Raw genomic sequence first — 19,288 nt, 5'->3', positions numbered from 1 at the left:
GGAAAAACAAGGCTAATAAATCATCATTCATAACATGACAAAGATAACAACATTATGTTTTTTGCCCACTTTTTGTTAGTGACCCGATATAATATCTTAGGTGAAAATTAAACCAAAACCATTATAAATGACTGAACCTTACCACTTTCATGGTAAGGTTCTTATACGATTTTCATCAGTAGTTTTGCCAGAATGAGGAAAAATTTCCGACTAAGTTTAAAAAATCTTCGTAAAAGACAATTAATCCTTCGAAGTATTACAAAGATATAGAACTATTAATAATTATCAACAGATGAAATGTTAATTAACAAATAAATCTTAAAAATAGTTCTTCTTTTACACTTATAAATTAATTTTGGTTGCTTTTCAATGCTTCAATCAATTTGGGAACCACTTCAAAAGCATCTCCAACTACCCCATAATCAGCCGCTTTGAAGAAAGGAGCTTCAGGATCTTTGTTGATAGCAACAATCACTTTGGAAGAGTTTACCCCTGCCAAATGCTGGATCGCACCAGAGATACCAACCGCAATATATAACTGAGGAGCTACTTTGATTCCTGTTTGTCCTACGTGCTCGTGATGTGGACGCCAATCCATATCTGAAACTGGTTTAGAACAAGCAGTTGCCGCTCCAAGAGTAGACGCTAAATCCTCAATCATTTGCCAGTTTTCTGGCCCTTTCATGCCTCTTCCCGCAGAGACTACTAAATCTGCCTCTGGTAATAAAATATCGCCTTCTTGCTTATGAACACCGACTCTTTTCACTCCGAAATCAGCATCATCAAATGCCACTGTGATTTCTTCTACCGGTGCATCTGAGCCTGTCTCTTCTAATTGCACTACATTTTTAGTAACAGTAAGTACTTTCTTACCTTCTGGCACTTCCACAAATGCATAGGCTTTCCCTGTAAATACTCCACGTTTTACTACAAAACCATTAGAAGTATCAGGTAGCTCTTGTACGTTCGCGACTACACTTGCTCCCATTTTAATGGCTACTCTTGCCGCAACAGCGTCAACTAAAGAAGAACGAGACATAATTACTACATCAGTTCCTGCTTGGCCTGCTGCTTCTGCAATTAATTTGGCTGTAGCTGAGATTACACCATCGTTTAGTCGTTCATCAGAACAATGCAATACTTTGGTTGCTCCATATTTACCAACTCCTGCTAATTCAGAAGCATCAATACTTCCCATTGCAACAGCTGTTACTTCACCTAATTTTGATCCATATGTTACTGCTTCTAATGAAGATTTCTTAATGACTCCATTGTCTGCTTCTATAAATACTAATACTGACATGTTTTTTGTTATTTTATGTGTTTAAGTTGAGATAATAATGATTAAAGGACTCTAGCTTCGTTTTTCAACAAACCTACAAGTTCATCCATTTGTCCTGCATCGACCATTTTACATTCAGCCTTAGCTTCAGGTAATTCAAATGATTTGTAAGAAGTAACTCCTTCAACTCCTACAGGTTCTACAACTTGAAGTGGCTTTTTTCTAGCCATCATAATTCCTCTCATATTAGGAATCTTCCATTCTGCAATTGGTTCTTGACAACCCGCCACAAATGGCATTGCAACTTCAACATCTTCATGTCCACCTTCGATTTCTCTACTTAGCTTAGCTGTCGTTCCGTCTACCTCTAACTTCATAGCAGGAGCAATTGAAGGCCATCCCATCAACTCCCCCACTAAACCATGTACTAGGCCTGAATTATAATCTGAGGATTCACGCCCCATTAAAATCATATCATAATTTTCAGATTTTGCATGCTCTACAATTTGTTGAGCCACAAATAGTGAATCTATAGGCGCTGCATTTACTCTTACGGCATTATCGGCTCCAATAGCCAATGCTTTTCGGATTGATGGTTCAGTGTCTGCCTCTCCTACATTGAGAACAGTAACAGTTCCACCTGTAGCTTCTTTTATTTCTACAGCCCTTGCTAAAGCAAAGTCATCATAAGGTCCGATGATAAATTGAACTCCATTAGTGTCAAGCTTATTATCTGCAAACTTGATTTTAGTAGTGGTGTCAGGTACGTGACTAATGCAAACTAAAATTTTCATGTGTTGTGTTATTAATTGGTGATTACTTTCTGTGGTAGAAAGCAATAATTATCTTAAATTCTTTTTATTGGTAGAGCTAAAATAGTATGCAAGCATAATAAATTGCAAGTTTTATTTAGAATAAATATAAAAGATTGTATAAAAAGTGGTTTCTCGATATAGTATTAAACATTTTCAAACACAAAAAATTATATTAACATATATATTTGTATCAATCGAAAACCATCGAATTCTGAAAAGAAGTTAAGAAGAATAACATTTACACTCAAAAAAAATTTCAAATGGGAATTGCAAAAAAAAGATTACAAACCGCGTTAGATGGGAATGTTGAAAAAATGTTGAACCAACAAGTTCAGCTTGAAGATCAATCTTCTCAATTTTATCTTTCATTTGCCTCTTGGTGTGAACGTGAGGGGTACGTAAAATCAGCAGAGTTTTTATACGATCATGCAGAAGAAGAACGTCAACATATGTTGAAGTTTTTTAAATATATCAATGCCGTAGGAGGTCATGCTTTGGCCGCTGAAATCACTACAGTACCACATGAGTTTGAATCGTTACGCCAAATCTTTGAACTAGTGCTAGAGCACGAAGTAAAAGTTACCAAGGCAATTAATGAAATTGTAGATTGCTGCTTTCAAGCAAAGGATTTTTCTACCTTCCAATTTTTACAATGGTTCGTAGCAGAACAACGTGAAGAAGAAGAAACAGCTCGTACAATTTTAGATGCTTTTGATTTAATTGGTGAGGATAGTCCTCAAGGTTTATGGTTAATTGATCAAGAAATTGGTCGTATTGGACAGCAATCTGAAGAGGATCCATCTGCAGAAGCATAAAAAAATAGAGGTAGCCTACGATTTTTCTTTTCGTATGCTACCTCTTTTTATTTATGATTTGGAAGGTATAAAGAGATTTAAACCTCGGTGCTTTGTATCACTCTTATTCCTGAAACTTTCATATCTGTGAAAGCATTCTGGACATCATTCGGTTTTAAGTTAACACCTTTAGTCGCATCTTCAATCACAAAGGTTTTAAACCCACAAGATACTGCGTCCAAGGCTGTAAATTTGACACAATAATCAGTTGCAAGCCCAGTGACATAAACTTCAGTCACCTCTTTATTTTTCAAGTATTGACTAAGCCCCGTATCCTTTCTTTTTCCATTATCAAAAAAGGCACTGTAACTGTCAATACTAATATCTGTTCCCTTTTTATAAACAGCATCAATATTGGAGGTATCCAGTGACGATACAAATTCTGATCCTTCAGAATTTTGAACACAATGTATAGGCCACAAAATTTGAGGAAGCCCCTCCAAGTCAATAATTTGTCCTAATTCTTTGCCATCATGATTGTCGGCAAAACTTAGATGCTCCTCAGGATGCCAATCTTTTGTGGCTACTACAAGATCGAATTTTGATGATATTTTATTTATTGTTGGTATGATTTGATCCCCCTCTGGTACCTCTAAAGCACCGCCTGAAACAAAATCATTTTGTACATCAACAATTAACAATGCACGCATATGTAAGTTTGAATATTTTATTTTAATAATAAGACAATTTACAATAACATTTAAAAAAATACACAAAGTTGTTATTAGAATAAATGTATCTATGTAACTTGAAATAGGTTTGTCACTTTACTATTAGCAAAATCATACCTAAAAGTGAAGTTGACTACTACTATAAACGTAATTGATTCTATTATACACCATTAATTTTTTCGAAAAATGGATAAAAAAAGTAAAGACTTTTTATATAAATATTTAAATAACCCATCACCTACAGGACACGAAGCAGAAGGTCAAAAAATCTGGTTAGATTATGTAAAACCCTTTGTTGACTCTTCATTTGTAGACAACTATGGTACTGCCGTAGCTGTAGTAAATCCTGAAGCTCCTTATAAAGTTGTCATTGAAGCTCACGCTGATGAGATTGCTTGGTATGTCAATTACATTACTCCGGAAGGATATATCTACGTTATTAGAAACGGCGGTTCAGACCATCAAATTGCACCTTCCAAGAGAGTTTTACTACATGGTGAAAATGGCGTTGTAGAAGGCGTTTTTGGATGGCCTGCAATTCATACTAGAAAGCCAGGTAAAGAAGCAAATCCTTCTTTAGATAATATATTTATTGATGTTGGAGCAGCTTCTAAAGAAGAAGTGGAAGAAATGGGTATTGTGGTAGGTACTGTCATCACCTATGAAGACGAACTTCGTGAGCTTAACAAAGGACGCTATTTCTCTGGTAGAGCCTTGGACAACCGTATTGGTGGTTTTATGATCGCTGAGGTAGCAAGAAGGTTAAGTGAAGAAAAACATAAAGTCCCTTTTGGTTTATATGTAGTCAATGCGGTACAAGAAGAAGTTGGATTAAGAGGTGCTGAGATGATCACACAAACTATTAAACCTAATGTTGCAGTAGTTACTGATGTGTGTCATGATTCTTCTGCTCCAATGTACAATAAACAACTAGAAGGTGATACAAAAGGTGGAAATGGGCCTGTATTAACAGTGGCTCCAGCAGTACAAAACAACCTCTTTAAGATGCTTGTCAATACGGCTAAAGAGAAAGAAATTCCTTTCCAACGTGCTGCATCTTCTAGAGTTACAGGTACTGATACTGATGCTTTCGCTTATTCTAATGGAGGTGTCCCTTCTGCTCTTATTTCATTACCATTGAAATATATGCACACAACGGTAGAAACCGCACACGCTGATGATATTGAAAATACAATTAAACTGATGACTGAATTCTTGAAGCAATTGCCTAATGAGCATGATTTCAGATATATCAAATAATTGGTATTAGCTTTTTTAAAAAAGTACAAATTCAAAAATAAATCATAGTTAATTTTGAATTTGTAGATAAAAAGGTCCCCTTAGTATTTATACTACTAAGAGGACCTTTTTGAGTTCAAGATATTTCTTAAAAATAAAATTACTGTTTTTTACCTCCAGTCACTTTAGGCATTGACATACCATTACCTTTTGAAATAATGACATTGACCTTGTTCATTTTATTTTTTTTCAATTTCGAAGATTTCAAATCATCTTCACTTCTCATATCACCTTTAGTGGCAACTATATAATAAGATATTTCTTTTAGGCCTTTTGTAAACTTCACTCTACCATTTTCATTGGTCTTTGTTTTGGCTTTGATACCATTTGTTTCATCAAATGCATCATCCTCATTAGAGTAAAGTACTACATCAGCCCCTTTTACTACATTTCCTTTCTCATCTAAGACAGTCACTTGAAGACCAATCAAAGCGAATGGGCTTTCAGATTTAGGGATGACATTAAAACTAGATGTCACAATTAATAAAATAACCCCTGATAAAATTGATAGTAAGTTCGTTGTTTTCATAAAAAGATAAATTAGAGTTTAAAAATCATGTCCTAAAGATACATAATACTTAGGATCTGTTTGTCTAAATCCATCTTCAATTCCCCATGCTACATCTAATTTCAGATAATATCCTAATAATGTGGTACGTGCACCTACACCATGCCCCATTAAGAATGGATATCTGAAGTTTTTCACTGTGGCATCAAACGACCCTACTGGACCAATATCTTCTGTATTCAAACTATTATCTTCTTCAAATGGGCTTACACCTGTCCAAGCCGATCCAATATCAAAGAAAACTGTAAACTGTAAATCTCTCAATAATTTTGATTTAACTGGACGTTTAGTTAAAAACTTCATCACTGGCATTCTTAACTCGGCATTGAAAACCATATAGTTTTCGCCCTCCCATTTATTCCAATTAAAACCTCTAAGCGGTGTTGTAAATTTTGTAAACATCAAATCAGTTAAATCTGGAATATCATTGCTGTTCTCTGGCACTCCTCTTGGGTCATTATCCATACTACCAAATGCCCAGTTTTCCATTCCTCCCAAACGATATGTTTTAGGACTTTCGCCAAAGAATGATCCCGCTGAACCTCTTAATGCTAAAGTCATTGATCTTAACACTTTCTGGTAATGTCTAATATCAAAAGATATGTTTTGGAAATTTAAGGAAGAACTATTGAGGCCTACATAGTTTTCATATCTAATTTTTGCTCTTGTGCCTATCAACATGTTTTTTCCTCTCTCTAAGCTATTATCAAATATATATTCAATATTAAAACCTGTCCAATAACGATTTATATCACTATCACTCAAACCACTTATAGATGTATCTGTAAAACGTGTTGTAGTTAAAAATGGAAGTACCTCTATTCTACTTCTAATACTAACAGGTAAGGCTACCCCCACTTCATAATAATTTTTACTGTAACGATGCTGCAACTGCTCAATCTCTAAAGACTGCCTTTCATACCTTACACTATAATCCAATCGGTGTTTTAAATAAAGGTATTCCGCAAAGAAGTTACCATTATTTAAGGAGAACGTACCAAACAAACCAGCATTGATCTTGTGGTTTTCCATTGCATCCGTCATCATTACCTCAAACTGTAAACCTGAACCCATTAATGGGTCAAATCGCATATTTGTATTAAATCCATCTACAGAAAAACGTATCTCATAATCTTGTGATTTAGAGAACATCGATTTTCTTGCGGACGCCTCTTGTTTAGCTTTTAATCGATCATTGTATTTACTCCAAAACGCATCTCTTTTATTTTTACTATAAGAGAAGAATTTATAATTATCGGTATTGGCTTTATCTTCTTCCTCACTATCAGTGTAAGTTGGCTTCTGAGGAAGTATACCAATATCAGGCCCCTTATTCCCAGTTCCCTTTGTAGTAACAAAAGAATAATTATCGAAATCAATTTCTTCATCAAAAGGATCTCCCTCTACAACAGGTTCAGCCTCTTTTTGAGCCACTACAACATCAGGCTGATCGTTTACCTTTTTTGCAGTATCCTGTAATACTACTACTGGCAAAGATTTATCCTCGACCTGAATCGAATCATCCCAAACAATATCATCCCCTTCATAAACAGTATCTGCTGTATCTGCTAAAATCTTTCTGAGTTGTTCTTCCTCTTGCTTTGCTTGGAAAATTGAATCTTGAATTCTTTTTAGTTCCTTTTGTCTTTGTTGTTCTCTAAGAAGGGCCATTCTCGCTTCAGCCTCACGTTTACGTTTTGCTTGTAACTCTTTTTTCTTTTTAATCTCCCTCAATTCTCGAAGATCCATTATTTGCTGTCTCTTCGTTTTAGGAGTAAAAATGGTCTTATCTGGATTAATGCTTCCTGTATATATATGTTCTTTTTCTTCATTGTAAGCTACATATGCAATATCTCCCTTATAAGTAGTATAATCTTTCACACTATACTTAAAGTTTGAGACTTGTCTTACTAATGAATCTTTTAAATCATAAACAAAGAAGTTAGTAATCCCTTTTCTATCACTGAGGAAAAGAAGATGATTCTCGTCTAAAATTGAGGGTTTAAAATCCTTTCCTAAGTTATTTGTAATTCTTTCTAATTTTTGAGGGTTGGATTTAGAATAGACAAATAGATTAAATGTGCCTGTTATATCTTCCAATTCTCCTGTTTTGGTTTTAGTGGAGTCAACAGTTCTATTAGAACTAAAAATAATGTCAGAACCATTAGGTAGATAGGAAGGAGTCACGTCATCAAAATAATCTTTTGTAATTTGTCTCGTTCTACGTCTTGCAATATTATGTTCATAAATATCTGTTTGTCCTCTTCTTTCAGCACTCATTGCGATTTTCTTTCCATTAGGAGAAACAGAAACATCATTGATATGATCAAATTTAAATTCGATTTCTCTTTTCAGATATCTAAAGAATGTATTAAAGCCACCTTTTGATAAATTGTAAATGAACATGTAGTTCTGCCCCTTCTTCTGCGAGAAAATAACCAACTCGTCTCTGCTGATCCAATCTACAAGCGGCACATCATAATCGATTTGTTGATTGACTACCTTGTAACCACTTTTAAATACAGTTCGTATTTTTTTCTGCTGAAGGTCATAAACATTGATTTTATATTTCCCTCTCTCATTTTCGGTGTAGGCTAACCGTGTTCCATCAGGGCTAATATTGATTTTATTATATATTCTTGACTTTCTATTTTTGGAGATAGACTCATCCGCGTCAATATCTTTATAGTTTTGTTCTAAGGATTCATGTTCATCCAAATAAAACTTTTTCCAACCTTCAATAAACTCTTCATAAGATAAACCTAAAGTATTTTGAATGGCAATCTTCTCATCTCTTACAATTCTTGTAAGGTTTAGAATAGATGCCATATTACTTTTCCCATATTTCTCTACAAGGTAATTCCATATGGACTGACCTACTATTTTGGCATTTTCACCTTCTAAATATCTAATGTTAGGAAATTTCTTAGGGTGTCTTGAAAAGAAATCTCTGACTTTATCATCCATATCTCTAGACCAACCACGAGCTATATAATCTGAAGCTCCCACTATGAACCAATTCGGAAGATTCATCAGATAACTCGACTTGATCATATCTTTTAATGACCCACCGTACATCATTTCAAAAATAAGGGCATCAGCAATACTCCTTTTGACATCTTCTTCAAAAAGATACTTTGCTCCACTAAAAGCCACCTCTACTTCTGAGCGGATAAAACTCGTTTGTCCAGTAATAGCGTATCCTTGTTGATTGATACCAATATTACTTTGACGAAGATCCTGAATAGAATTATAGACTAAAATCTTTGTTTTAAAATAAGGAGCATACCCTACTGTTTCGGTAATATCTTGATATTCCCTTTCGGCTATTTCACCGGCTATTTTGGCAATTGTAATACCATAACCATAATAGTAGAGTTCAAAATGTTCTGTTTCGATGTAACTCCAATCAAAAATCTCATATTGTACCCTATTTTTCCCAAAATTCTCCAAACGGAAAAAATGTTGAGCATTTATACTTGTTGTAGCAAACAAGAACAATACTAAGATTGAAATAAATAATTTGCAGTGTCGGTTCATATTATAAAGGTTGCCCGTTCTAGGAGCTGTCAGATATTTAAATAGATAGATAATGCTGCACACGATTTAACTTAATCCCGCACATCACAAAAAGAGTTAATAAAAAGATAGCTTACTATCAGCCATATCGAAATTAAGATATTTTTCGAGATTGACTACAATTAATTTAATAAAAAAAATTGACGAATGTTTACTAAAAAATACAAAAGATCACCATTTTCTGCTTTTGATCATTTTTTATTGGTGACTTAAACCTAATATTTTTCTGATATTCTCAAATAATCTGTTTATTTTTGGCTTGAAAACGAAAAATTGGTAAAAGACAATAAAAAAATACAGTCTTAATTAGATTATGGCAGAAGTAATCAGAATGCCTAAGATGTCAGATACGATGACAGAAGGCGTAATAGCATCTTGGTTAGTAAAAGTAGGCGATGAAATCGCTTCAGGCGATGTGATCGCAGAGGTTGAAACTGATAAAGCAACTATGGAGTTAGAAAACTATGAAGATGGTATTCTACTTTACATTGCAGTTCAAGAAAAAGAAGCAGTTCCTGTAGACGGAATTATTGCTATTGTTGGTGAAGAAGGAGAAGATTTCCAATCTCTTCTTGATGGTGGTAATGCTGCTCCTGCTGCAGAAGCTCCAGCACCTACTGAAGCTCCAGCTGCAGCCCCTGCACCTGCTGCAGAGGCAATTGATACTTCAGGTATTAATGCTGTTGTAGTTAAAATGCCTAAAATGTCTGATACCATGACTGACGGTACCATTTCACAATGGTTAATGAAAGTTGGTGACGACGTTGAGGCTGGCGATATCCTTGCTGAAGTTCAAACAGACAAGGCTACAATGGAATTAGAATCTTACGATGAAGGTAAGTTATTATATGTAGCTGTTGAAGACGGTGGTTCTGTTCCTGTTGATGGCGTAATTGCTATCATCGGTGAAGAGGGTGCTGACTTTGAAACACTTCTTAAAGCTGAAGAAGCTAAATCAGCGGCTCCGGCGGCAGCTCCTGCAGCTGAAGCACCAGCTCCGGCTCCTGCAGCGGCACCAGCTCCAAAAGCAGCAGCTCCTGCACCTAAAGCAGCCCCAGTAGCTTCTACTCCACAATCACGTGACGCAGCTCCAGCTCCTGAACATGACGGTAAGAGAGTTTTTGCTTCTCCATTAGCAAAGAAAATGGCAGAAGACAAAGGTTTCAACATCGCAATGATTCCTGGTTCAGGCGAGCACGGTAGAGTAATTAAAAGAGACGTTGAGGCTTATGTTCCTGCTCCAACAACAGCACCTGCGGCTCCTGCAGCTGTAGCAGCTCCACTTGGTGTAGAAAGTTTTGATGATCAACCAATGAACAGTATGCGTAAGGCTATCTCAAGAAACCTTACTGCTTCTCAATTTGGTGCTCCTCACTTCTACTTGACAATGGACATCGACATGGACAATGCTATCAAAGCTAGAAAGTCTATGAACGAGCTTCCTGACGTTAAAGTATCTTTCAACGATATCGTAGTAAAAGCTGTTGCGGCTTCATTGAAGCAACACCCTATGGTAAACTCTTTAGTTGAAGGTGATTCAATCAAAGTGGCTAGCCACGTAAACGTTGGTGTAGCGGTTGCAATTCCTGACGGTTTAGTAGTTCCAGTAATCAGAAATACGGACTTAATGTCTCTATCTCAGATTTCTAGTACTGTGAAAGAAATGGCAGGTAAAGCAAAAGACAAGAAACTTTCTTTAGATGAAATGTCTGGTGCAACGTTCACTATTTCAAACTTAGGTATGTTTGGAATTGAGCAATTCACTTCGATCATCAATGCTCCTGCTTCTTGTATCTTAGCAGTAGGTGGTATTAAGCAGGTTCCTGTAGTGAAAAACGGTCAAATCGTACCAGGTAACGTAATGAAAATTACACTTACTTGTGATCACAGATCTGTTGACGGTGCTATCGGTGCAGCCTTCTTACATACATTGAAAGGTTTATTAGAAGATCCAGTTAGAATCTTAGTTTAATTAAGATCTCAAGATAAATTCAAAAGCAGTTTTACTTCGGTAGAACTGCTTTTTTTTATGGCCACACATTTGGGAAATAGTCTATTTCAAATAGATATTAAGTGCCAAGACAAAATTATTTAATACTAATTCTATTTATTGTTTTGCGATTATTTCCTTCAAAAAACGCTAAATAGAACCATTATTAAAACGTTTTTTAGCGTCGTACACACCAAAAAATTAGTAGTACTTAAATACAAAAAAGCACAACATACAAAACATGTTGTGCTTTTTTTGTGATTGGATTAATCGTCCTCTGTCGTTAGACAGCTTATCTTTAGTATTATTCGCATTTATATTAACGGTATGTGAACAAAAAATGTTACAGGAAAAATGATTTTTATTTTATTTTTTACAAAAAAGATCATTTCTGTATAACAAAATGTAAAACAACTACCATTGACCATGCTTTATTTCATCAATTGCCGTCTCTAAAATTGTATCAATATTCTTTTGAGTATCAGATGGGTTCTGAGTCTGATAAATATCAGGAGGAACACCTAATTCAAAGTCTAAATCTCCATCTACGGATCTAGTTTGAGTTACTGACATCCTATAATACCATCCATTAGGCAGCTGTCCTCCTCTTGGAGCGCCTAAACCACCACCCGTTGGTACTCCAATAATCTTCACATCTCTCAACTTTTGAACAGCTTTCATTGCTGTTGCAAAATATGAGGTTGCACTATAACAACTTCTATCTGTCAATATTACAATTTTCCCAGGGTAATAAAGTCCTGAAGGTGATATTGTAGCAGATACCCAATCGTCAAAATCATTTTCACCAGGACCTACCTTATTTCTACTATAATAAAGGATTGTCTCCCCTGCATCCGCTGGAATAAAGCGTTCACATAATTGGAATATATTTAGTGGAGAACCTCCCCCATTACTTCTCACATCAATAATTAAACCTGCAGTAGATCTTCCGTACCTTGAAATCACATAATCGATATCATAATTTGATATTAAGGATGCAAAACTACTATATCTCACATATCCAATACCTCGAATATCATTAGGGTTACCATTAACATGTAAAGTGTCAATTACTTTCTGACCATCATCATTTATTCTATGAATAAAATCATGTTGTAAAGGACCTGTCACAAAATATTGCTCACTCAAATAAGTAGTCCTTACAATTCGAGTACTATAATTGGAATCCGGCACTGCCAGTTCAGGGTACCTTGAAACACTAAATGGAGAATATAAATTGACATGACCATCTTCTAATGTCTTCAGCATATCAAACATCAAGCTGAAAAACAGTTCTTGAGGCATATCATCCTCAACTTTTGGACTATATTCAGTATAAACACTATCCCAATCAATATTTTTGAGTTCAAGATAAGAGTATTGTTCATTGACCTTATTCCATAAGTAATCAAATGATGCCCTATGATTACTCCCTGGATCTTTTTCTATAAATAAGTTTTCACAGCCAAATAAAAAAACAGCTACAAAAACACTTAAGACAACAGTTTTAAATTGATTTGTTTTCATTTTTTATTTATTTCCCGTGACATTAAACATAAATGCTAAACCTAATTGATGATATGCACCTTGGGTATTCCCGCTACTTCCTTCATTCACTGCAAAATATTTCCATTCATAAAAAAGCTTGAAAGCATTTTTATTATGCAATCTATAATACATCTCTAATCTTGAATTGAATTGAACGAGATCACCGATAAAAGCAAAATTTTGTTTTGCTCCTCCTGAAATAAAATTAGCACCAGTTGTAAAATCACTAATTGTATTGAAGCTAGGACGCATATAAGTTCCCATTATCGGAAGTGAAATGGTCCATAAAAATGTCAGGTCCCTATCCCTTTTTCTGAAGAATTTACCCGTTTTATTAAGATGTAGATCCCATCCTAATTGTGCTCCAGGACCAATACCCGAAATATATTCAAAATTTAGTGCTGAGTTGGTGTATGAAAAGTTACCTCTAAAGTTACCTGTAAAATCAACAGCCCCTCCTACTCTTAAAAATGCATTGGGAGTGCCTTTAAACACTGAATTAATAGTCCATAAGGCGTGAGTATGAATAGGAACAGTGTAAAAAATATTACCACCTGTATCAGTGTTCCCAGCTAAATCGGTTCTCATTATTCCAAAAGTAAAACCTCCATCGAAAAGGAACTCAAACTGTTCATTTCTGGTGATAAAACCGCCATTCCCTCCAATACCTGGACCTTCATATAACAGAGGTGAAAACGCTGCATCTCTAGATTTTGAAGATACATTCAGGGTTGTTCCAAAGAAAATAAATTGTTCTCTATACTTTGGGGTATTACTTAATGAATCAGATTGACCATAAGTATTAGGTAAAGTAAAATAAGAGAGCAATAAGATACTTAGTATTCGTAAGCTCTTGGTGAGACTCATTTTAATTGATTTAGATGAATAGATAAAAAAGTAATTATCATCAATGAAGTTAATGAACCTTTTTCATATATAAAATGAAAATATTCATGATTTATACTTAATTTTATTTTGAATATTAAAGGGAAAGGAAACGTATTTTTATTTTCTTTTACTTTAATAATTGAAATCATTCATATCTCTTCTTACTATCAGAACTTAAAAGCAATAATTTTTTATGGTTCAATCTCTTTCTTACAAGCTACTGATTTCCATTTTTTTATTATTTTTTTCAACCTCACTTTTCGCTCAAACAGGCAGGTATTGGAGCAATAGCTTTAATACGGATGCTAGTTTACTTTCTGGTGCTGTAGTGGGAGGTGGTAGTGGAATTGCTTCTATCTTTTATAATCCATCACAAATTGCCGATATAGATTATAAAACTTTTTCCATTTCTGCGAACATTTTTAGTACTTATATCTTCAGGTATGATGATGCATTGGGTGGTGGAGATAGTTATTCAGATTGGGATTTTAAGGTACAACCTCGTTTTGTAGCCTTTTTACTTCGACCTAGAAATTGGGATAAAACCAGTATTGAATTGGCCAGTTTTACAAGGGATAATATCTCATCTGAAATAAGAAGTAGAACAGCACAACAATTAGATATTATTAAATCTCTTCCTGGGATTGAAGAATATATCGGAGATTTCTACTATAGAATGGAGTATGAAGATTATTGGATAGGGATAGGTATGGCCAAAAAATACTCAGATAAATTCAGTTTTGGTGTTAGTGCGTTTCATTCTTATGCTGTCATTAACTACGATTACAATTTAGAAACAAAAGCCTACAACATTGAAAAAGGAGCAGCCATTGATATTGAAGATTTTTACATTGCTAATTTTGCCAATGTCCAAAATATCAAAGGGTATACTTCTAGATTCTTGCTTAAAATTGGATTTAAATATACACTGAATGATCTTCATTTAGGGCTTAATATCACGACTCCAACGATGGCTTATGCTGGCACATCAAAGGTTTATAGAGAAGTGAGTGTACAAAATGTAAATAATGTCGACGATCAACCTCTTCCTAATATGTTGGCAACTGAACAACAAGAAGAATTAGAAACCCGATTCAAAGAGCCATTCAGTGTTGCTTTTGGTGCCACATATTTTAGAAAAAAGTCATCATTATATTTTACAGTTGAATATTTTGCTCCCATTAAAAGGTATAACCTTATTACTGATATGCCGCCAGAAGCATTCGTAACGAATAATATTATTGGTTTTAAAACTGAAAATTGGTTGAACTACAAAGCACAGCATCGTAATGTCACTAATGTCGCTGTAGGAATGAGAGGTAATGTCAATCAAAATATTGAACTAATAGGAGGTTTTAGGACCGATTTTACCTACACTCCTTACACTGGAGGAGGAGACAATAAATTCCCTTCAGAAATCACTACATTTTCATTAAACCAATATCACTTTACAGGTGGTGCACAATTTAAAATTTTCAAAACAGATATAATCGCTGGACTACAGTATTCCCTTTCTAGAGGAAAGAATTTAAAGCAAGTTGCTAATTTTTCTAATCCTGTTGAATTTTCTCCTGAAGATCGCATAGTTTTGCAAGGGAGAAGAGATCACTCTATGGGAATACGTGAAAATACTTTGAGCTTATTCCTTGGATTCACATATAATATTGGACAATCTTCAGAATGAGACTTATAAATTGGATCAAAGAAATATTCAAACCACAATCATCCATACACTATTGGGAACAGGCAATCTCTGAAGAAAATATAGTGGAACGGTTTCAAGAATTATATCATGCATATTGTTCACTTCACGGTAAAATTGAAGCAGTAGTTCCACTTCAAAAAATCACTTCCATTGAAGGAAACTATGCTGTTCATGGTCATAATACATGGGCTACTGATAGTACTTATAGTGGAAATTTAAATTTATCATTGATTGAGAATGGAAAATGGTTTTCAAAATGGGACCTAGGCATAAGTAGTCAAATTCAATCAGGAAAGGGCTTTTTGTATCAGAACTTCTTAAATATTCAATTCAATTATAAAGATGAAGAAAATCAATACAGTGGTGAAGTGATCTATTGCTTCATTGATAACAAAAAAGCAATTGGCTTTTGGATTGAAGAAGGAATTTTTGAAGTTGGCTACGAAGAGTTAAATTTGAAAAATAAAGGATTTTAGAAAATGAAAAGTAAAGAAATATACCAAACTTTATTAGCACAAAAAGGCAAAAGTACCAACTACGCCAAGTTTAATCAATTGTCTGAATATCAAAAGAAGTGTCTTTACAATTCCAATTATTGGAGAATACAAACAGGTGAAGATCCTATCCCAGTTCCAGAAACTAATACTTCATATTGGGAAGATATTGAGAAAAATTTGGAAAAATGTCTTGATGAAGACTAATTTAAGGGAAACAAATAAAAAACTGCACGGAATTGTTCTATCATCATGAGTATTGAACCAAACGACATCATCAACAGTAATATCAAAAAAAAGATCTTTGGCGGCTATGACACCAAAGATGTTAGCAGACTTTTACATAAAGTAGCCAAAGAAGTAGAAGATTTAAAATCTCAGAATGATACAATGCTTCAACAATTAGAAGAAAATAGAAAGAGGCTACAAAAATTCGAAGAACTTGAAGATAAGATGATAGATAGTATCAATAATGCCGAAAATGCTCGACAAAAGGCAATAGATGATACTAAATCTCAAACTTCAGCCATGCTCGCAAATGCTCAGCAACGTGCTCAATTTATTGTTCAAGAAGCGGAAGACAGAGCTCAAAAAGCAATGGAAGAGGTACAAAAAAGGTATCAACATGAAATGGATACCCTACGCAAAAACACTAAAATGATCAAAAGAGATTATCAAGCTATTGATAATTATTCTGATAAGCTTTTGGAAGCCTTAAGTGATATGGCCGAGAAAACTTTAGGTGAAGCAAGAAGGTTAAAAGCAATCAAAAAGTTGGCATATAGCGATCAAGAAGCTGTAAAAGCTCAAAAAGAACAAACTAAGAAAATGCAGGACAAAATTGCCGTTGACGATTCTTTAAATACCAACTTTTTTGAGGATTTAAATCTTGACTAATCGATTCACAATGAAACATACTATTGCTCTAGAAGGGCTAGAATTTTTTGCATACCACGGATTTTTTGAAGAAGAACAAAAAATAGGTAATAAATATGGTGTTGACCTTTCTGTGGACACCAACTTTGATAATGCAGCACAAACTGACAATCTAGAAGGTACTATCAATTATATGGATTTGTATGATATAGTAAATAGTGAAATGAGTGTTTCGTGCAAACTTCTAGAGCACTTAGGGCAAAAGATTGTTGATAGAATATATCAAAAATGGCCTAAAACAGCTTTTCAGGTTACCGTAAAAATCAAAAAATATAATCCCCCTATTGGTGGAGTATGTTATGCATCAAGCATCAACATCACTCAGTGAGAAATTCTTAGCTAAATTGTCAATCAAACCTATAAAACCAGGTAAACTTGGTAGTAGCTCTGCATTTTCAGTCATTTCGTAATCCATACCAATAATCTGTCTTCCTGTTAAAAGAATTTTAGCATTGGGAAATGCATTACCAAGATCTAAAATATAATCCTGTAAATTACCAGTTTTAAGTAGTGAGGTAGATACCGTCAACATATACTCGCAAGGTGTAGTCTTGTAAACTGCTTTCAACTCTTCTAATGGCAATGACTGACCTAGATAAGTTACTTTAAAACCTCTTGACTTGATGATATAACAAGCAAAAAGTAAAGTGATCTCATGCAACTCTCCTTCTGGTAAAAAAAGCGTAAAACGTGGTTTCCCTTTATCATCTCTCAACATAATGGCATCTAAAGCTACGATAATTTTTTGTCGTACAAGATGGGAGATAAAATGCTCTTGTGCTGGTGAAATCGCTCCTATTTGCCACAGAAAACCGACCCTTGTCAAGAAAGGTAAAATTATGTTGATCATGCTTTCCTCAAAGCTATATTTTAAAATAGCTGTTGAAATGACTTTTTCGAATTGAAATTCGTCAAAGTTAAGCATACATGTAGTTAACTGGGTGATTTGATCTGAATAATTGTCACTTGAGCTCATGACATTAAAAACCTCCTCCCGGATTTGTTCTTGCGTTAACTTCGCTATCTTTGAAATTTTAATACCATGTGAATTAAGTAACGAAACGTTAAGCATTAATTTTAGGTCATCATCATCATAGTAACGAATGTTTGTCTCTGAGCGTTTAGGAATAATAATTTTGTAGCGTTGTTCCCAAATCCTTAGAGTATGTGCTTTTATTCCAGTAAGGTGTTCTAAATCTTTTATTGTGTAAGTACTCATATTACTTTACATATTCTAAATTAGTACTCCAATAACATTTTGTCATTAAAATTGTTTTAACTTTTGAAAGATCATTTACTTAAAAACCCTTCATTTCATTATTATAATTCACATCAAAATAATAAAAGAATTATTATTTGCATACACGGCTATGGTCAGCGTGCTGAGATTTTCAAGATCTTATCAAATCAATTATCACAATATGCAATATTAAGTATAGATTTGCCATTTCACGGTAGTAACAATTCAAACAACAATATTCATCTTCTTTGGAGAGATCTCAAAGTATATCTTGAAGGAAATGATTTTGATGAAATAAACCTACTTGGTTACTCAATTGGTTCCCGACTTGCCACTTTTTTTTATTCACAAGCGCCTCAACTTTTTCAGGAAATATACCTTATTGCTCCTGATGGAATTGCAAAAAATCCACTATTTCCTGTAGTTACTCACACTTTTGTTGCTCCTATTTTCAGGTTTGCAATGTCAAAACAAAAAGTTATACACAATGCACTGGAACTATTGGCAAACTTCAGATTGATTAAACAAAATTTATTTCAATTTGCTTCAAAAAGCTTAGGTTCTCCACAAGAAAGTGAAAAAGTCGCCAATACATGGATTGCTTTGAGAGATACTCAACTGAAAAATAAAAAGTTACTCACAATCCTCCTTCAACATAACACCAAGCTATATTTACTTGTTGGGCAAAAAGACAAAATCATTACAGTTCGCAAAGTAAGTTCTGTAGCAAGGAAACTTCCCAAAGGGCAAACTATATATTTTGACGCTAACCACTATCAAGTATTAATTGAAAGTATACAATGGATCACTGAAAAAAAGACCTCACAGAAGTAAAACTCTATGAGGTCTTTTATTACATAAAAAGTTTTTTTATTCAGCTGATGAAGCTGCTTCAATTAAACCTTTACGCTCTAATAATTTAAACATAAAACCTTTAGCAACTTCTGTAGGGAAGATCGAGAAAGGTAAGTATAAAGGCATACCTAAACGTTTTGCAAAGAAACGTTGTACTTTATTTGCCTCAATATTATCGTTACCAAGCATCAATACGAAAGCTTCTTTCGTTACTTTTACGCTTTTCACCATTTCCCATTTTACTGGCATACCTTCTTTAGCATTACGCTTCATCATGATAAAACGGCTATCAATTTCGTAAGATAACTTCTCAAAGAACATTTTACTTTGTTCCATTTGAGTTGCACCCATAAATTGTGCCCACCAAAATAAAATATATAAAACGGAAATGAATACGGATAAACCTACCATCCACCAGATAGAAGAGGGCCATATTAATGATGGAATGATAATGATAGCTGCAGGAATAAACCAAAACCACCATAATTCTTTCATCACACCCATTAGGCCTAACTTCACATAAGTACTCGATTCTAGTTGGTATTTTTTTGTCTTAATTGTCAT

At 34.4% G+C, this 19,288-nt stretch carries 18 protein-coding genes; 9 read left to right on the top strand and 9 right to left on the bottom strand.

Annotation, left to right across the window (positions count from 1 at the left end; translation table 11 throughout):
• Positions 1-349 precede the first annotated feature (349 nt).
• The gene (locus tag IC221_RS25215) at positions 350-1,303 is read right to left on the bottom strand and encodes an electron transfer flavoprotein subunit alpha/FixB family protein (RefSeq protein WP_188171608.1); all 954 of its coding nucleotides are present in this window, start codon (positions 1,301-1,303) and stop codon (positions 350-352) included.
• Between the two features lie 41 nt (positions 1,304-1,344).
• Positions 1,345-2,076 (bottom strand): electron transfer flavoprotein subunit beta/FixA family protein, encoded by a 732-nt coding sequence (locus IC221_RS25210; RefSeq protein ID WP_188171607.1) that lies wholly within the window; start codon positions 2,074-2,076, stop codon positions 1,345-1,347.
• A 281-nt stretch (positions 2,077-2,357) separates the two neighbouring features.
• Here IC221_RS25210 and IC221_RS25205 point away from each other — a divergent pair, with 281 nt between their 5' ends.
• Positions 2,358-2,912: a ferritin gene (locus tag IC221_RS25205; RefSeq protein WP_188171606.1), complete on the top strand. Its 555-nt coding sequence runs from the start codon at positions 2,358-2,360 to the stop codon at positions 2,910-2,912.
• A 77-nt stretch (positions 2,913-2,989) separates the two neighbouring features.
• On the opposite strand, the gene pncA is transcribed toward IC221_RS25205, so the two are convergent.
• On the bottom strand, positions 2,990-3,601 hold the full coding sequence (gene pncA, locus IC221_RS25200) for a bifunctional nicotinamidase/pyrazinamidase (protein WP_188171605.1): 612 nt from the start codon (positions 3,599-3,601) through the stop codon (positions 2,990-2,992).
• A gap of 207 nt (positions 3,602-3,808) precedes the next feature.
• Here pncA and IC221_RS25195 point away from each other — a divergent pair, with 207 nt between their 5' ends.
• Complete coding sequence (locus tag IC221_RS25195) at positions 3,809-4,882, top strand: M42 family metallopeptidase (protein WP_188171604.1); 1,074 nt, start codon at positions 3,809-3,811, stop codon at positions 4,880-4,882.
• Between the two features lie 139 nt (positions 4,883-5,021).
• On the opposite strand, the gene IC221_RS25190 is transcribed toward IC221_RS25195, so the two are convergent.
• Both IC221_RS25190 and IC221_RS25185 read right to left on the bottom strand, forming a co-directional pair.
• Positions 5,022-5,450 carry a carboxypeptidase-like regulatory domain-containing protein gene (locus IC221_RS25190; protein ID WP_188171603.1) on the bottom strand — a complete coding sequence of 143 codons (429 nt, stop codon included), beginning with the start codon at positions 5,448-5,450 and terminating at the stop codon, positions 5,022-5,024.
• An 18-nt stretch (positions 5,451-5,468) separates the two neighbouring features.
• Positions 5,469-9,029: a PD40 domain-containing protein gene (locus IC221_RS25185; protein WP_188171602.1), complete on the bottom strand. Its 3,561-nt coding sequence runs from the start codon at positions 9,027-9,029 to the stop codon at positions 5,469-5,471.
• 352 nt (positions 9,030-9,381) lie between these two features.
• Here IC221_RS25185 and IC221_RS25180 point away from each other — a divergent pair, with 352 nt between their 5' ends.
• Positions 9,382-11,040, top strand: a complete 1,659-nt coding sequence (locus IC221_RS25180; RefSeq protein WP_188171601.1) for a 2-oxo acid dehydrogenase subunit E2 — start codon at positions 9,382-9,384, stop codon at positions 11,038-11,040.
• A 432-nt stretch (positions 11,041-11,472) separates the two neighbouring features.
• Here the strand turns inward: IC221_RS25180 and IC221_RS25175 are convergent, their stop codons facing one another.
• A complete protein-coding gene (locus IC221_RS25175) occupies positions 11,473-12,585 on the bottom strand; it encodes a S41 family peptidase (RefSeq protein WP_188171600.1) in 1,113 nt (370 codons plus the stop codon).
• Between the two features lie 3 nt (positions 12,586-12,588).
• A complete protein-coding gene (locus tag IC221_RS25170; RefSeq protein WP_188171599.1) occupies positions 12,589-13,473 on the bottom strand; it encodes a hypothetical protein in 885 nt (294 codons plus the stop codon).
• 214 nt (positions 13,474-13,687) lie between these two features.
• On the opposite strand from IC221_RS25170, the gene IC221_RS25165 reads away from it, so the two are divergent.
• From IC221_RS25165 to folB, 5 genes are read left to right on the top strand one after another with little or no spacing between them, the layout of a single operon-like run.
• Complete coding sequence (locus tag IC221_RS25165; protein WP_188171598.1) at positions 13,688-15,178, top strand: hypothetical protein; 1,491 nt, start codon at positions 13,688-13,690, stop codon at positions 15,176-15,178.
• Positions 15,175-15,675 carry a hypothetical protein gene (locus IC221_RS25160; protein ID WP_188171597.1) on the top strand — a complete coding sequence of 167 codons (501 nt, stop codon included), beginning with the start codon at positions 15,175-15,177 and terminating at the stop codon, positions 15,673-15,675. The genes IC221_RS25165 and IC221_RS25160 overlap by 4 nt, the downstream gene beginning before the upstream one ends.
• Positions 15,676-15,678: 3 nt before the next feature.
• A complete protein-coding gene (locus tag IC221_RS25155) occupies positions 15,679-15,900 on the top strand; it encodes a hypothetical protein (RefSeq protein ID WP_188171596.1) in 222 nt (73 codons plus the stop codon).
• 45 nt (positions 15,901-15,945) lie between these two features.
• The gene (locus IC221_RS25150) at positions 15,946-16,590 is read left to right on the top strand and encodes a DivIVA domain-containing protein (protein WP_044201321.1); all 645 of its coding nucleotides are present in this window, start codon (positions 15,946-15,948) and stop codon (positions 16,588-16,590) included.
• A gap of 10 nt (positions 16,591-16,600) precedes the next feature.
• Positions 16,601-16,957, top strand: a complete 357-nt coding sequence (gene folB / locus IC221_RS25145; protein WP_188171595.1) for a dihydroneopterin aldolase — start codon at positions 16,601-16,603, stop codon at positions 16,955-16,957.
• On the opposite strand, the gene IC221_RS25140 is transcribed toward folB, so the two are convergent.
• Positions 16,934-17,848, bottom strand: a complete 915-nt coding sequence (locus IC221_RS25140; protein WP_188171594.1) for a MerR family transcriptional regulator — start codon at positions 17,846-17,848, stop codon at positions 16,934-16,936. The genes folB and IC221_RS25140 overlap by 24 nt on opposite strands.
• 63 nt (positions 17,849-17,911) lie before the next feature.
• Between IC221_RS25140 and IC221_RS25135 the strand changes: the two genes are divergently transcribed.
• Positions 17,912-18,703: an alpha/beta fold hydrolase gene (locus IC221_RS25135; RefSeq protein ID WP_188171593.1), complete on the top strand. Its 792-nt coding sequence runs from the start codon at positions 17,912-17,914 to the stop codon at positions 18,701-18,703.
• A gap of 36 nt (positions 18,704-18,739) precedes the next feature.
• Here the strand turns inward: IC221_RS25135 and IC221_RS25130 are convergent, their stop codons facing one another.
• Positions 18,740-19,288 carry a hypothetical protein gene (locus IC221_RS25130; protein ID WP_188171592.1) on the bottom strand — a complete coding sequence of 183 codons (549 nt, stop codon included), beginning with the start codon at positions 19,286-19,288 and terminating at the stop codon, positions 18,740-18,742.

Origin of the sequence: Flammeovirga sp. EKP202, from assembly GCF_014534745.1 — a bacterium.
Classification (GTDB): Bacteria; Bacteroidota; Bacteroidia; order Cytophagales; family Flammeovirgaceae; genus Flammeovirga.
Note: the sequence above shows the minus strand (reverse complement) of the source record. Positions and strands in the feature narration are given on the sequence as shown.